Annotated in this window: 12 protein-coding genes; 7 read left to right on the top strand and 5 right to left on the bottom strand. The window is 58.4% G+C overall.

The genetic code is table 11. From position 1 onward, the window contains the following. Positions 1-432 precede the first annotated feature (432 nt). Together ACFRFQ_RS09920 and ACFRFQ_RS09915 are read left to right on the top strand one after the other, a co-directional pair. On the top strand, positions 433-1317 hold the full coding sequence (locus ACFRFQ_RS09920; protein WP_378656241.1) for a GTP pyrophosphokinase family protein: 885 nt from the start codon (positions 433-435) through the stop codon (positions 1315-1317). A 2-nt stretch (positions 1318-1319) separates the two neighbouring features. Beyond that, positions 1320-1535: a hypothetical protein gene (locus ACFRFQ_RS09915; protein ID WP_378656338.1), complete on the top strand. Its 216-nt coding sequence runs from the start codon at positions 1320-1322 to the stop codon at positions 1533-1535. Between the two features lie 467 nt (positions 1536-2002). Here the strand turns inward: ACFRFQ_RS09915 and ACFRFQ_RS09910 are convergent, their stop codons facing one another. Both ACFRFQ_RS09910 and ACFRFQ_RS09905 read right to left on the bottom strand, forming a co-directional pair. Continuing rightward, on the bottom strand, positions 2003-5239 hold the full coding sequence (locus ACFRFQ_RS09910) for a DEAD/DEAH box helicase (protein ID WP_378656239.1): 3237 nt from the start codon (positions 5237-5239) through the stop codon (positions 2003-2005). 616 nt (positions 5240-5855) lie between these two features. Next, a complete protein-coding gene (locus ACFRFQ_RS09905; RefSeq protein WP_378656236.1) occupies positions 5856-6677 on the bottom strand; it encodes a class II glutamine amidotransferase in 822 nt (273 codons plus the stop codon). Between the two features lie 147 nt (positions 6678-6824). On the opposite strand from ACFRFQ_RS09905, the gene ACFRFQ_RS09900 reads away from it, so the two are divergent. Together ACFRFQ_RS09900 and ACFRFQ_RS09895 are read left to right on the top strand one after the other, a co-directional pair. Beyond that, positions 6825-10100, top strand: coding sequence for a protein kinase (locus ACFRFQ_RS09900; protein ID WP_378656233.1), 3276 nt, complete (start codon positions 6825-6827; stop codon positions 10098-10100). Positions 10101-10174: 74 nt separating this feature from the next. After that, on the top strand, positions 10175-10618 hold the full coding sequence (locus ACFRFQ_RS09895; RefSeq protein WP_378656230.1) for a DUF6389 family protein: 444 nt from the start codon (positions 10175-10177) through the stop codon (positions 10616-10618). Between the two features lie 204 nt (positions 10619-10822). Here ACFRFQ_RS09895 and ACFRFQ_RS09890 read toward each other — a convergent pair whose 3' ends face one another. Then, on the bottom strand, positions 10823-11209 hold the full coding sequence (locus ACFRFQ_RS09890; RefSeq protein WP_378656335.1) for a hypothetical protein: 387 nt from the start codon (positions 11207-11209) through the stop codon (positions 10823-10825). Positions 11210-11371: 162 nt separating this feature from the next. After that, a complete protein-coding gene (locus ACFRFQ_RS09885; protein ID WP_378656228.1) occupies positions 11372-12082 on the bottom strand; it encodes a GAF and ANTAR domain-containing protein in 711 nt (236 codons plus the stop codon). A gap of 321 nt (positions 12083-12403) precedes the next feature. Here ACFRFQ_RS09885 and ACFRFQ_RS09880 point away from each other — a divergent pair, with 321 nt between their 5' ends. Then, positions 12404-12715, top strand: coding sequence for a MerR family transcriptional regulator (locus ACFRFQ_RS09880; RefSeq protein ID WP_378656226.1), 312 nt, complete (start codon positions 12404-12406; stop codon positions 12713-12715). A 244-nt stretch (positions 12716-12959) separates the two neighbouring features. Then, positions 12960-13316, top strand: coding sequence for a hypothetical protein (locus ACFRFQ_RS09875; RefSeq protein WP_378656224.1), 357 nt, complete (start codon positions 12960-12962; stop codon positions 13314-13316). An 8-nt stretch (positions 13317-13324) separates the two neighbouring features. Here the strand turns inward: ACFRFQ_RS09875 and ACFRFQ_RS09870 are convergent, their stop codons facing one another. After that, a complete protein-coding gene (locus tag ACFRFQ_RS09870) occupies positions 13325-14770 on the bottom strand; it encodes a UDP-N-acetylmuramoyl-L-alanyl-D-glutamate--2,6-diaminopimelate ligase (protein ID WP_378656222.1) in 1446 nt (481 codons plus the stop codon). Positions 14771-15194: 424 nt separating this feature from the next. On the opposite strand from ACFRFQ_RS09870, the gene ACFRFQ_RS09865 reads away from it, so the two are divergent. Next, the gene (locus ACFRFQ_RS09865; protein ID WP_378656220.1) at positions 15195-15917 is read left to right on the top strand and encodes a hypothetical protein; all 723 of its coding nucleotides are present in this window, start codon (positions 15195-15197) and stop codon (positions 15915-15917) included. Positions 15918-15963: the final 46 nt, after the last annotated feature.

The raw sequence follows: 15963 nt of genomic DNA, 5'->3' as shown, positions 1-15963 counted from the left end.
TCACAATTAGTGATATTGAAGCGCGAAACTCGTCCATTATCGTCGTCACGCAACAGATGACAGAAGGTGACTAGGTGCTGGGCAGGTGGACGGCTATCGGCGTGAGAAGTTCATCAGCGAGCAGTTCCCCGAATTCGGATGGGTCCAGGTCAATAATGCGACGGGGACGGTCCTACCCGACGAGGACGGTCCTACCCGACGAGAGCATCTAGTGGTTAGCTTGGATCTGTAGAAATCCCAGGGCTACATTCGCGGTCACAATGTGATGCACTCGCTTGAGCGTCGGCAATTGTTGATCGATGCCAGGCCCGTCGGTGTGCGGCTCCCATCCCACTGGCGTGGCCTGCCAATCCTCCTAGGCACTACGCGACGGTCGACCGCCACGCCGGACAGTTCGCATTTCACAAATTGTATGTGTGGTTGAGTGTCCGCATGGATCTGAGCGAACCGCCCGCCTGGTCAAAAACCAAGATGAACAAGCTCGGCAAAGCACTATTGAGCGGTGGAGATGTCCCCGCAGGGTGTCCGACTTACGACGATGTCATGCTGTGGCATCACGAACTAGCTGCCGAGGTGGCTCGGATCATCCGAGGCACATCATGGGCGGAATACGCTCCGACGTTGCGAAACCTTGAGATCCGAGTGAGTTCCCGCGGTAAGACCGTCGACACACTCGTGCAGAAGCTTGAGCGCAGCGGGATTGGACTTGAAGCAATTCAGGACCTGGCCGGCGTTCGGGTTGACGGCAGGTTCACTCTCACGCAGCAGACCCAAATTGCAGACGCGATGGCGGAAGTATTTTCCGTCGACGAACGAGGTAAGCGAGATTTGCGAGAGAACCCACATAGCGGGTACCGCGCCTATCACCTATGGGTACGTTGCCCTGCTGGCCGCGTGGAGATTCAGATTCGGACAGAAGGGCAAAGCGAATGGGCCAATACCTATGAACGGCTTGGGGACATACTTGGTCGCGGCATCCGATACGACGAGCCTGCCGACAGCGAATTCGCACAGTCTGAAGAGGCCAAGGAGGTTGTCCAAACTGCCGTCGAGCAAATGCACAAGGTTTCGCACACTCTGCAAGTCTTCGAAAGTTACCTCGACTTCGCGGAGTCCACCGCGCATATGGGGCCTGACTATTTCGACTCACTGCTCGGAAAATCGAGTGATCCCAATGCAGATCATGAGCTCTACAGAATTCGGCAAAATGTGGCAACGGCCCAACGGAACCGCGACCAGATGACGCGCGCCTATCAGGAGTACATCGACGTCATGCGCGAGAACCGGCGTATGCTGGACAACTTGGAGGTGGTGTGACCATGCCGAATTTTGTCATTGAGTTCAACCGCAAGACGCGGGATCGACGAGTCACGCAGTTCGAAGGAACACGTGAAGCAATGTTGCATCGCCTGGAGTTGGAAGGCCAACGCACCGATGCAAACCTCGAAATTGTCGCACTGACCAGCGACTCACTTGAAGTGCTGATGCAGACACACTCGCGGTATTTCACCGGCAACGAACTCGTCGCCAGCTAGACAGAACGCGAACGCCCGCTGTGATCCAAGTATCGCAGCGGGGCGTTTTCCGTTACTGCTTGGTGTGCGCCGGTCGACCACTATGCCCGGCCGGTTCGCCTGCCACTCGTCGATCGGCTTCTCGGTCCACCCGGCGAGTGTTCCTCGGGGAAGTGACCCGCCCTCATGAACCGGACCGATCGTAACGTCTTTGTAGCAGGTTATGCCTGGTCAGCGTCGGATCCTTGGCGCCAATCCGCTCGGCGAACTGCTGCTTGATTGGAGGATTGACTTGGGTCAAGACCCCACCGTGGTGCGGATTTCGCTAGGTGTTCTGACTGTTGAAGCGCCGCTTGCTTGGCCGAAGTTCATATGGTTGTGGCTAACTCATCGCCGCGGCAGGATTCATGCGACTGATGCATTGCATGATGGGTTAGCGAAAGGCACATCAATGACACCTGAACTCGTCTCCCTAATTCTCAAACACTCTAGTCGCTACACCAAACGATTAACGGCGCGTTGATAGTGGTCTTGAGGTATGCCTGGGTTGAGGCCAAGAGATCGAGCTGCTGGGTGGACGCTCGCGTAGCTGATAGACCAGGCTGCACGATCACCATCTCCATCCGGCGGCTGACGGCGAGGGCTTTCTCCTGTATGGCACAGAGCGTCTTTAGATTACCTACTTCGAACGGGGTAACGCCGTCTCGGAGTTGTTTCTGACGGGCTCGGTTCTCCAGTGTCCGGAAGAAGGGAAGCAAGTCACTTCGACGCCACATGATAGATTTCTGAGTTTGACCGCACACTTCATACAAATCGGCTACACGTGCGCCGGGGGCGGCATTGTGCGAGTACTTGCAATGCACCAGACGGATGAGCAGGCCTTGGTCATCAAGGCGGATCGCGACAATGTCGGCGATCTCACCTGGGCCGTCGTCATCGAGAATGACGTCCCATGGATCTGTCGCGGCCATGAGGTCTGCGATGGCGCGAAATTGAATGGATTCCGGTAACTTGTTCTTTGTCTGGGATTCAACCGTGAGGGTGGTCCCAGTCCAGTCAAGGGGAATTAGTTGAGATTTGTCGAATGGCGGGCGATCCCAAGTTGGTTTATAAAGTAGGCTCCCTTCTATAATTCGGTCATTGTCGAGGATGAAAAGCAATTCGTTGTTGTTTAGCCATTCGCTGAGTAGATGTTCTGATCGGGGTCGAATGACCTTAATCTCTTCGCTCTCTGTGCACTGGTAATGAAGCCTGCCCTTTTCGAACGTTGCTTCGTAAGTGACTTCCCAGGCGCCACTCTTCACCGTGAAGCGAAGCGGCCCGGTTGTGGAGGAGGTGTCCGGTACGAGATCCGTGAACACCGCATCATGAATTTTATCTTTGTAGGAGAGGCGGATATTCCCCGTTTGTAAGATATGCAGTTGCCACGGCCACTCCACGGCCAGAAGAACACCATTTGGTCGTGCCGAGAGTTGTTCAGGAAGAATAAACTGGCCAATTACTTTGTCGATGCTGATGCTATCATCGAGAAGTTTTGTGCCGACGGAATCGCACCAGTCCCGCCAGTGCATCAGGCTAGTCGCTGCGGTGTGAGACCAGATCCGGCCTTTGAGCGACGCGCTGATGCTGACATGTTCGCCATTGCGATACCCGCCGCCGGAAATGTTAGTTTGCGATTTGGTTCCCGCTTCTGCTTGTGAAAAGCTGGCGGTGACATCTGAGCCGACATGCATCGAGAATCGCCTAAATTGGTCACGCGCGTCGATAACGCCGACGTTGGTCGGGACTAAGCGTTCGATGTCGGCCATGACGCGGTAGACAGTCGATCCGGTGCATCGTTCTGCTCCCGTTCCTAATACCGCGGTGGCAAGGTCTTCGAATACGCCGTCATTGGCCGAATTGTTGATGTAAAGCAGCTGATGGACGGGGTCGAAGTACAGTATGTAGAGCTGATAGGACACGTCCTCGATGGTCTTGAGATCGCCCCAGCGGACGTCAGTTCGGTGTTCTACGACGCACCATGCGACACCCGCGTCCGCGTTGAGGCCGATAGGGGCAGTCAGTAGGGTGTCCTCACCGAAGAAGTCGACAATGTTTTGGGGTTCCCACTCCGTTGAAGGCGCGCGGTAGACGACTGTGCTCATCTTTGGTAGGAGACTTCGAAGTGTGACTTCTTCCGGTAGACAGGTAAATCCCGCCTCGAAGTCGCTGACAGCTTGTTGTTCTTCGACGGCGGCTTCCGTTAGGTTTCGGAGAAGGAGGTTCCAGTCGGAGTCTTCTGAGTAAAGTTCACGTAGACGTTTGTCAGTCTCGACTTCCTTTCGCGCGACAAATATCGACGCTTCGCCGAATCCCCCTACTGACGAGGTGCGTGCGAATCGACCGATGAACTGAAGCGTAACGCCCAGGCTTTTGTGTGGTTCGTGTACTGCGGCGATCTTGAGAGCAGGTAAATCGAAACCTTCGCCTAGCATATTAACGCAGACAATGATTCTCGACCTGCGTTCACGTAAATCATCTAGGGATTTGCGCTGTTGACCTTTCGGCATTTGGCTATTGATGATGACGGGATTGAGATCGGCAGCTATAGAATCGTAGAGCGGCAAGATCGCCTTTGCTCGGTCGACTCCACGGACGCGAACCATAAGCACGTGATCGTGCCCCTCGGCAACATCAGCACGGAGTTTCGAGACACTTTGTTTTGCGAGTTCTTCGTCGACATCCTCAAGGCCGATGACAGCAGTGTAGTTTATACGTGAGAAGTATCCCTGGGCTTGAGCCTCGCGAAGAGGGAAAGAATAGATGTTGCGTCCTTGCAGGTGCTTGCCGTCCTCACGGAAGGGTGTCGCGGTGAATTGAACCACAGGCTTCTCGTTGAATGCATGCCGAATTTCCGTCCAAGTGCGGGCCGCAACGTGGTGAGCCTCGTCGATGAAAAGATGAGTGCACGTCGTCAGCAGTGCCACAAGGGCTTCCGCTGAGCAGGCTTTCAGAGACGACGGAGTGGCGACAATTACATTGCAGGATTCGGCAAATTTTATGGCCGTATCCGAGTCATTGAAACCGTGCATTACTCGTCCAACTACAGGCCGTAGGGCTGAGTCCGATACGATCCCGAGTTCTTGCAGAATGCCTAGAGTCTCGAACTTCGCAGCAACTTGCTGACGAAGTGAGTCCGATGGGACCAAAACGAGTAATCGCTCGATTCGGGCTCCCACGAGTAGGGCGAGCATGGTTTCTGTTTTGCCGGTACCGGTAGGCATAACGACAGTTGCCGGGGTCAACCGCTTTGTAGTCCAGTAACCCAGAACCGCGTGCAGTGCTCCGAGTTGCGGCGAACGCAGTCCGGGTAACTCTGCACTGCCCTCGCTGAATCCGATGGCGTTACGGTAGCTTTCTACTACCTCTGCTGGTGAGATTTGCGACATGTTCGCGGGGATTTCCCACGAGGCATGGCGGAGGCAGTCACCGCTACGCGAACTTAAGGGCAGTCGAACCCAGAGCACGTCACGTCCCAACGGTTGCTCAGGTGTGGCCGCCGGCCAGGCGCCAAAATTGTTCCGCACCTGGAGTTGGCCTTCGACGTCGATGACGTTTTGGAAGGTGCTCGCAGGAGCGACGAGCTGTTTCACTGGATTGTTGCCAAAGTCAACTGTTTGAGCCCACACGTTGGGCGCATGCCATCCCCGGCGCTTCTCATCGCTTTGATGGTCGATGTCTTTCATCCGCGAAGTATCTCACGCGCGTAATTTGTTTTCGGCAAATCGTGGCGTCATATGATTCTCATCTTAAATTCCGTGTCAAGAAACGAACAGGGAAGGATAATGAAGATATCTCATTGTGGATCCAAGGTGGACGCGGACACCCGCAGAAAAACGCGGTCGCAGACTCGAACTACGCATGCGCACATGTTGTTTGGTGAGTTGCTTCAGACTCACACATTCGATCTGGGAATCTCCGAAACTTTTTCACTTGGTGCTTCTGCAAGTTTGCCACGCGGGGTGCGGATGCCCTCGTTCGGGAACAGTTGCTAATTAACTCTAACTTCCCGCCTGAATAATTACAGTCAATCGCTTAAGATTTGGCAACAGCGTGGTTGGTCGACTCGACGTCCGAATCATCCATCAGCCGGCCTCGGTGAATGCAGTACCGCGCAAGACCAACATGGGCGTCAATCAACCGCGACCCCGCACATCAGGACGTCCTGACCTATGCAGAGCTGGCATTCGGCGCAAGGCCGACCCACGAGTGTGCTGCACAGCGCGGCTGACAACAGGCCGGGTGGGGAATTTAGAATCGACGAAAAGCGGCAGACCTCTCGTGGTTTATTACTGATCTTATTTAGGCGGGTGGGATTGGCTCGAACTCCCGCATATCGTCCCGCCCCGCACGAACGACACCCGCAGTAGATTCCGGCACCTCGTTCCATGCACCCGGAAGATCGCGGAGAGGCTCGGAAACAACGATTCGTGCTTCCTCGCCCAGGTCTTTCAGTTCTTCCACGTCTGGATGTAGTTTCCGCAGTGTGGAGATCTCGGTGGAATAGAAGAGTGACCTCGATCGGCTTTCGCTCGAATATCGGAAGATCCAGGTGGACGTTCCGTCCGTCGTCGCGACAGTCATTTGTACGGGATTCTCGATTCCTCGTGAGCGCGCTGCGTGCTCGACAAAACCCACCGCCCGCGCGACACCGCCGAACGGATCATCGGTCAATCCGAAGGTGAGCGCGAGAAAGAACAGCGTTTCCGAGTCCGTAGACCCTTGCAGATCGGGGTAGAGCGACGGATCGACGGCGGTTACCAGTTCCCGTTTGATCTCTTGGAATCCGTGCAGGGAGCCGTTGTGCATCCACAGCCACTGCCCGTGCCGAAATGGATGACAGTTGCTGCGCTGCACAGCAGTTCCCGTCGATGCGCGAACGTGGGCGAAGAACAGTGGAGTGCGCAGTTGGCTGGCGATCTCACGAAGGTTCGAATCGTTCCACGCGGGTTCGATGCTCTTGAACACAGCCGGCACGCTGCCCTCGCCGTACCAGCCGATTCCGAAGCCGTCGCCGTTGGTTGTCGTAGCACCGAGATGAGAATGCAGGCTCTGGTCGATCAACGAGTGTTCCGGTCGGAACAGTAAGTTCTGCGCGAGTAGTGGTTCGCCTGAATATGCCATCCACCTGCACATCTTTCCATTGAATCAGATTGAGGCAGTGATGACGATCCTCTATCAGAGGTGAGGGCTAAAGTCTAAAGTGCACCGGTCGTGCCGTCGGGACCAGTGGCCAGTAACTACGCGCCGACGGAGTGAGTAGACCGTCCGATGGGTGAAGGTGATTCGCTCGGCACTCAGCGTTATCCGCCGTCGCCGGCCGCGGAGCTGGGAGATGTCGGCTTCGATGATGCAGTGGAGATCGGCCAGGGTGGTTTCGGCGTTGTGTATCGCTGTGCCCAGGCAGAGTTGGATCGTACGGTTGCGGTGAAGGTGCTCACCGTCGATCTCGACGTGGAGAATCGCGCCCGCTTCTTTCGGGAACAGCAGGCGATGGGCCGGTTGACCGGTCACCCGAACATCGTCAATATCTTGCAGGTCGGTGCTACCGACAGTGGCCGTCCGTACATCGTGATGCCGTATCACCGGCAGGATTCCCTCGGCGCGCGGATCCGCCGCGACGGTCCACTGCCGTTGAATCAGGCGTTGCGCCTGGGGGTGAAGATGGCGGGGGCGGTGGAGTCGGCGCACCGGCTCGGGATCCTGCACCGGGACATCAAGCCCGCCAACATCTTGCTCACCGATTACGGCGAGCCCGAGTTGGCCGATTTCGGTATCGCGCACATCACCGGGGGTTTCGAGACCGCTACCGGAGTCGTTACCGGTTCACCGGCGTACACGGCGCCCGAAGTGTTGGCCGGCGATCCGCCGACTCCCGCCGCCGACGTCTATGGACTTGGCGCTGTCCTGTTCAGCGCTCTCACCGGTCATGCCGCGTTCGAGCGTCGTAGCGGTGAGCAGGTTGTCGCGCAGTTTCTGCGGATCACCGAGCAAGCGGTGCCTGATCTGCGTGAGCGCGGGATCCCCGACGACGTCTCGGAGGTAATCTCCCGCGCGATGTCGCGGACGCCCGGTGCGCGTCAGGTCACCGCCGCAGAGTTCGGCGAGGAACTGCGGGAACTGCAACGGCAGCACGATTTTCCGGTCGACGATGTGCCTCTACGAGCTGAACCAGACACGCAGGGCAACGACCGACGACCCAGTCAAGAAAGCAGGCCGCGACGCTCGGGTGCCTTTACCCCGAGCACGACGGGGGAGCTTCCTCTGGAACTGACCAGCTTTATCGGTCGCCGACGCGAGCTGACCGAGGCGAAGAACCTGCTCACCGGGGGCCCGTTGGTGACGTTGACGGGGATCGGAGGTGTCGGTAAGACGCGGCTGGCACTGCGCCTCGCGGCCTCGGTGCAACGGGAGTACGACGACGGTGTGCGGCTCGTCGAGTTAGGTGAGCTGCGTGACGCGTCGTTGCTGGTCGAGACAGTGGCCGGTGTGCTGGGTCTGCGGGACCAGTCGGCGCGACCGTTACGGGACATCCTGATCGAGTTTCTCGAGCCACGGGAATTGCTGTTGGTTCTCGACAATTGTGAACAACTGGTCGACGCCGTCGCGGAATTGGCTGCGACCCTGATCCGCGTCTGTCCGTCGCTTCGGATTCTGGTCACAAGCCGCGAACCTCTCGATATCGGCGGGGAGGCGGTGTTGCGGGTTCCGCCGTTGGGCGTACCCGATCCGGAGCGGAAACCGTCGCTCCGGTCGTTGTCCAAATACGATGCGGTGTCGTTGTTCTTCGAGCGTGCGGCGATGGCCGTTCCGGGTTTTGTACCCACCGAGGACAACGCTGAGGCGGTGGCTGCGATCTGCCGAAGCCTCGACGGGTTGCCGTTGCCGATCGAGTTGGCGGCGGCGCGGTTGCGGGCGATGTCGCTCGAGCAGATCCTGGGGCGTCTGACTGATCGATATACGCTGCTGACCCGCGGCAGCCGGGGTGCGCCATCGCGGCAGCAGACGCTACGGTTGTGTATCGACTGGAGTTTCGAGTTGTGTACTGTGCGTGAGCAACTGGTGTGGGCTCGGTTGGCGGTGTTCGCGGGAAGTTTCGAACTCGATGCTGCGGAGCTGGTGTGCAGCGCGGGACTGGAGTTGGGTGAGCTTCTGGACACATTGACGTCGTTGGTGGACAAGTCGATTCTGATTAGGGAGGAGCATGCGTCGGTAGTTCGGTTCCGGATGCTCGAGACGTTGCGTGAGTACGGGTACGAGAAGCTCGAGCAAGCCGGCGACGTTCTGCAACTGCGACGCAGACACCGGGACTGGTGCGAGCGGTTTGCGCTCGATGCGGAGGCCGAGTGGATCAGCGTCCGTCAACTCGACTGGATCGTCCGACTGAAGCGGGAGCAGTCGAACCTGCGAGAGGCACTCGAATTCAGCGTTGTCGACAATCCCGTCGCCGGCCTACGGACCGCAGTTGCATTGTCCTTCTTCTGGAGCTCGCAGGGCCTCTACAACGAGTGCCGGCATTGGATCACCCAGTTGCTTGCCAGTCAGAGCGGCGCACCTTCCCTCGATTGGGTCAAGGGTCTCTACTTCGCCACTCTGATGGCGAGTGTGCAGGGCGATCTCGCGACCGGGGCAGAGCTCGTTGACGAGGCGCGGCGTCTCACCGCTCACACACATGACCCGATGATGCGCATACTCGTCACCCTCGCCGATGGAATGCATGCTCTTTACAGTGGTGACCCCGCACGTGCCTCCGCGCTGCTCGAAACCGCCGTCGCCGGATTCAGCGGGCGTGGGGAGACCGCGCACGAGATAGGAGCCTTGTATCCGTTGGGGTTGGCCTATGGGCTGCGTGGCTCGACGGACCAGGCGATCGAATGCCACGAGCGTGCGATTTCGATCACGGAAGCGCGCGGAGAGGCGATGGCTCGGTCGTATTCATTGTGGGCTCTGGGAATTGAGGTGTGGCGACAGGGTGACAGCGATCGTGCGATGCGGCTACTCCAGCAGTCGCTGAAACTGTCGCAGCAAACGCGCAGCCCTCGCGTTGCAACAGCCTGCCTCGAGACGATGGCGTGGGTCGAGTGTGGGCGGCGCGACGGAGCTAGGGCCGCTGTGCTGATGGGAGCGGCGGAGGGGTTGGCGCACTCGATGGGCAGTACCGCGATTATTCACTCCAATTTACTTGTCTACCAACAGGAATGCGATCAGAAGGCGCGTCGGATGCTCGGCGAAAAGGCATTCGCGACAGCTTTCCGAAAGGGTCAAGGTTTCGGATTCGATGCGGCAATTTCCTACGCACTCCGTGAACAGCCTTCTGACGATTCCAGATCCGATACCGGTGCCGCCTCGACGCGACTGACCAAGAGGGAACGCCAAGTGGCTGACCTCATCGCGGAGGGCCTGACCAACCAGGCCATCGCCGACCGCCTGGTTATCTCACCCCGCACTGCTCAAGGGCATGTCGAGCACATCCTGACCAAATTGGGGTTCACCTCGCGGGCACAGGTTGCGGCCTGGGTCGTGGAGCGAAACCGCGATCCGCACTGACACGATCAGCCTCTCGAGGCCGGTCACGAATTATCGGTCGGCAAGCGAATCTTCGTCGCGGATATCCTCGGCATGTGGAACCCACTGAATACCGAGGCGCGCTGAGAGCTGTCCTCGACACGGCATCGGCGGCCGCGGCCGCTCGGCTCGCAGCGATCCGCAATGCCGCGACGGCGCGAACCGATGGCGTGATCATCGACGTTTTTGTCGACCAGGACGGGCACGGCACTTTCGATGTGTGGGCGCGATTCGAAGGTCCTGACGCGTTCACTTTGGACCGGCAGCTCGGTGACGAGCGGGCACTGTTCGGTGTGATCTGGGGGACGGACGGCTGGGATCCGGACGTTCCGGTCCGGCCGCGCGCATGGACGCGAATGGAGCTCACGGACGCCATCATCGACGTAGTCGCCGAGTGGGTCGACCCTCTTATCGCGGTCGGGACGGACACCTTGTACTGGGAGGTTGGCACGCCCGACGGTGATGTCGACCCGCGCACTGTGGGAGCGAATCGTGAGTGAGTCGATCGGCACGGGGGACAGTTGGATCCGGCTGCCGATGACGGTGCCGCTGGCCCATATCGAAGTTGAGTCGGATCAAGTGGCAGCTGCGGAAGGTTGCGTTCCTGGCCGGATAAGGGCTCGGCGAACGTGCGCACTGGGGGTCATGAGGTTGGGTGCGCTAGTGCGATGCGGTCGAAGGTCTGGTGCGACCTTTGCGTGCACCTACTCCGAGTGCGTTGATGATTCGGAATGGCTGATGTCCCCGAAGTTCGCGTCCGCGACAATCTTGTTTCCGTCGGCTTCGATGTGGTTGAGAACGGAGTCGAAAGCGTCGATAAGCCATTCATCGGTGGCTTCGGCGAGTAATTCGTCTGAGAGACCGCCGATTCGCGTTTGGAAGAAACGAACCAACCACGAGCCAGCGTCATGGGTTTCGTCCGACAGACCCAGCGGGGTGTTGGTGGCCAGAACGTAGCGGTTGTACTCGAGATCGACACGGATGGCGTAGCCGCCGGCGAGGTTGACGACATTCGCCGGACGCTGGGTTGCAGCGGCCAGTGCGATTAATGCGTCGTTGTATGTTTCTGAGTGCTTCGACGTGAGAGGAATGATTGACCTACCTGTTCGAGGTGGCCGATGCAGGGCAGCACGGCACGGGAAATGACCGTCCGTTGCCGTTGCTTGACGAAGAACTGAAAAAGATACTATCCCAGCTGACCGGATAGTTTGTCGTCGGTTGCCAGATAACCAAGTCCCGCCGACGAATCCCCGTCAGTCGAGAGTAGATCGATGCTGGACGATGACGTTGCGAGCGAGATCTGCGACCTTGACATTCATGTTTTGTGAAGTCGTCTGAAGAATCTGGAATGCAGCGTCGCTTGATACCCCGTGTAGGGCCATCAGCAAACCGACAGCCTGACCGATTTCACGGCTACCCGTCAGACCTCGTCGCAGCGATTCGGCATCCTCGCCGCGGGACAATGCGGTGACTGCCACGGACGCGAAGGAGACCAGGATAATTGCCAGGTCGGCTATGTCCTCGGAGAATGCTCCGGGTGTATCGGAGAACAGGTTGAGAGCACCGACTTTGCGCCGGTCGACGAGTAAGCGGAACCCCATGCTTCCACGAATCGGTGTCTTCGAGAGAGCTTCCCGCGCGAATTCGGGCCATTGGTTCGGAGTTCGAAGATCGGACTCGAGCTGTGGTGTTTCTGTTTCGAGAGCGTCGAGACACGGGCCTTCTCCGGTGGCGCGCTCCAGATCATCAGCGAAAGAGGCTATCTCGTCACTTGCAGCGACCGTAACGGTGGTGCTTGCACGACGCAGCATCAAACTGGCGTGATCGCAGCCGGGAATCAACTCGACCGCTGCCGAACAGATCGCGTTGTACACGTCGGCATCGTCTGTCGCGGAGTAGAGGATCTCGGCCAACGCCGCGAAAACTGCTGCTGGTTCTGTCAGGGCTCTGTCCGGCCAAGACATCGTTTTCGCACCTCGGAGTCTGCTGTTAATTGCTACCTACCTAGAACGGTACTAGATCCTACTTTCTCGTCGTCAACAGCTTTTTTGCGGCTCGATGATTCCCGAATCTCGACAGTTAGGCAAGGCGGACAGACTCATGCTTACTTCTCGTGTACATCTCGCGGAATGTACCGTGAGGTACAGGTCGCGATGTGAGCACGGATCCCAGTCGTCGTGTGTCGTGCACGTTGCCTGCCTCACGAAATCTATGGCTGCGGAGCTAGATTGAATGGCTGGGATGTTAAGGTTGCGCGGTCACCGACGACGCCTAGGAGGTATGCAGTGACGTCAGATGCTCAGGCGCGCACGCTGCGTGGCGTTTACGGAATCTCGGTGACGTCTGAACTCTCCGGAGTCGGGCCACAGACGTTGAGGTTGTACGAGCGACGAGGGTTGTTGACGCCGACTCGCACCGGAGGCGGAACCCGCAGGTACAGCGAATCGGATCTGGAGACATTAGCCCGTATCACAGCACTGATCGATGACGGCGTCAACTTGGTCGGAGTGCGGCTGATACTTTCACTCGAAGCCGAGAATGCAATTCTTACGGCGAGGCTCGCGCAGTTGAGCGAATCAGCTGACTCCCAAGTGTGATCTTTCGGTTGCTTCCGGTGGTCGATTGACGCAGCGGTGGTGAAAGTCGGGGTTGCTGAAAGCTACTGCGATTTCAGGGTATTGAGTTTTCGGCAGTGCGCCGCCGCAGAAGGCAGAGCCTTGCTCCCCGCTCGGCAGTCGGCATTTCAGCCGGTAGGACGGCGAACCTACTGAGTCGAGCGTGAACGAAACGATACTGCGATACTGGATGAGTCGGTATGAAGGACAGTGAAGGGTTTGGTCGATGTCTGAACAACCCGGTATTGCCGTCGGATCGGTCAGTGAAATCCGTAAGCGGACAATAACTTACGGAGCCTCGATCATCCTGACTGTGATCGTGATGGTTGTGGCAATTGTGTTGCTGGGTTCGCGGCGGGGCGAGTGTTTCGGTGCCGACATGCTGGTCTGCTCACGTAAGGATCGACGTCTTTTGGTCTTCTTGCCGACCGTGACGCTTGCAGTGGGTGCCGCAGGGGCATTCCTGCGAGCTTCGCCGCGATGGCATCGCCGACGCAGACTGGTCATCAGATCGTATGTCGGATGGATTCTCGTAGGGCTGGCCGTAGCCTACGGCGTGGCATCGTTTTCCTTCTTGTTCTGAACTGACGATTATTTCGCGCACTCGGTTAACGCGAACGCCAGTATCTGGCGATCGTCGAACTGTATTTCCATGCCGTCGTAGTTCATCATGTGGTCGTTCCCGCGTCCGGCAACGACTACTATGTCGCCTGCTTGTGCCAAGCTCACCGCGGTCTCAATAGCGTCGCATCGATCCGGAATTACAAGCACCGCTGCATGATTCGCTTGGCGTGCTCCCGTAGCCACATCATTTCTGAGGCGTGCTGCATCATCGCGATACGGTCCTTCGTCGGTCACGACAAGAACGTCGGCATGACTGCCGGCAGTTCGACCCAGGGGTCCGCGTTTGCCCGGATCCCTGCCGCCAGTTGCGCCGATGACGACAATGATCTTGCCTTTCGACAACGAGCGTAGATAAGGAAACAAGCGGCGCTGTGCACCTGCGTTGTGAACGTAGTCGACGAACGCCAGAAAATCCTGTCCTACGTCAACGCTCTCCAATCTTCCTGGGATGGTGTCGAGGGTTTCGATACCGTCGAGCGCGGCCGCGATATCGACTCCACCGAGACGAAGAGCGGCAATTGCGGTCAAAGCGTTGTCGACTTGGTGGCACCCCAGTAGGCGTAGGTGGATCCTCTTTCGCCAACTCCCGTGGTGCGCGACAAAAGATGTTCCCGTTTGGTCGGCCTCGATGTCAGTGGCGGTTACATCGGCGGAGGCCCCATGCGATGAGAAGGTCAATCGGGGAATGGTGACGTGTTCAGCGAGGGCCCTGCCGTACAGGTCGTCGACGCTGATCACCGCGCCGGCGCAACGTTCTGGTAGGAAAAGCTGGGCCTTTGCCTCGAAATATGCCGTCATAGTTTTGTGGAAGTCCAGATGATCACGCGAAAGGTTCGTGAAGGCCGCAACCCGGAAGAACGTGCCGTTGATTCGGTGTAGCGCAAGGCCATGACTCGACGCTTCCATAGCGACGGCGTCGACGCGATTGTCGACGAATGACGCCAACGTACGTTGCAGTGTGCAGGCTTCAGGTGTTGTTCGCTCCGAACCCGATACGCCGGTTGGCCCCCGAACGCAGATTCCGCTGATGATGCCGGTTCTCATTCCGGCTGCGGCCAAACCAGCTTCGAGCATGAAGGCAGTGCTGGTCTTACCGTTGGTGCCGGTGACGCCATACACATCGAGCGACGTGGAGGGATCACCGTAGAACCAGGCAGCCAAAGGGCCGAGAACCTTTCGGGGGTTCGCCACGACAAACGCCGGTAATATTTCGGTGGGGCGATCGCTGACTACAGCCACCGCGCCCTTCCTCGCTGCCTCCGCTATGAATTCTCCACCGTGGTGCTCGATGCCTGGCAGTGCCGCGTAGATATCGCCCGGGCGGACCTGGCGGGAGTCCTGGCAGACGCCGGTGACGATCCGGGTTCCTTGCTCACCCGATAACTCGCTGTCCGCGCCAAGGAATTCGGCCACCGCGTGGAGCGGCCATTTCGGTTGACTGCAGGGCTTATTCGACACTGTGCGCCTGTCGGATCACGGTGTTCGTCCCCTGGTCGGCATACCTAGGGGTTGACAGTAGTACTGTGCGCCAAACACGTCACGACGCTGCGCTGCACTGACCGAACGCGTGGATAGCCGCCGAGTTCGCTCGCCGAATGTGTGCACGCGCGATTGATCAGGCCTGCGGGCGCACAATCGTCGCGCGGTGATTGCTGGGTGATCTGTAACTTCTGAATCCCTCCGGAACGATGTACCCGATGTCGGGTTCGGCTGCGGAATAGTTGCTCGATGGCAGAACAAGAATATTTCCTCGGTCCGATAGTGCCGATTTATGCGATTGTGCTGGTATTTTGACTGGATTGACAAGATTGCCGGAGCGTAGGTGAGGATAGCGGGAATGAGAAGATTTGGTACCGCAGGTGCAGGCGCAGCGATCTTTGCCGCCGCGGCCCTGATCACTACTGCGCTGCCCGGAGTGGCCGGCGCCGTGCCCATCTCTTTGACGCAGGCGTGCGTTCCCGCGATCAATGACAACTCGATGTCTCTCGATCCAGCAGTGATCGACGGCTGGTACGACGTCACTGACGGTGTACCCGGTACGAAGATCAACGCCATCGAGTCCTGGCGCACCGTCCCAGGCGACACTCTCGAGTTTCGAGCCGCGGTCACCATCCGCGCGCACGGCAGCCCGGTCAGCGGCACCGTGCGGATCGATGGAGCAGGACTCACCGGAGACGCCGAACTTCGATCACGTATGACACTGACGCAGGACCTGGGGATGTCAGGAACGAAAGTCACTCAAGCCGACGACGGACGAGTGATTCCTGTTCGAGCCACCCTCGCCTTCGATGTGTCGACTCCGAACCTGGTGGCGCAGAACCAATCCGTGGACCTTTCGGCAGTCAAGATCGTATTGACCGGTGATACAACCGATCCGGGGACCGACTGCCCAGGCGGCGGCGGAAATGGCGGCAACCAAGGTGGGAACGGCGGTGGTGGAAACGGTGGCGGCGGAAACGGCGGGAATCAAGGCGGCAACCAAAACGATGAACTGCCCGGGCGAGATGTAGCCAATCGAGTTCCTATTTCCCACGTTCCGTCCGGGCCGATCTCGCGGTGACGGAATCGGCCGGCCGGACGCTTCGGCGGCTGAGTGGGGCAGCATT

This window comes from Rhodococcus sp. NPDC056743 (assembly GCF_042790355.1).
Lineage (GTDB): Bacteria > Actinomycetota > Actinomycetes > Mycobacteriales > Mycobacteriaceae > Rhodococcus_F.
The sequence above is the reverse complement of the archived record's forward strand: the minus strand, read 5'-3'. Positions and strand labels throughout refer to the sequence as shown.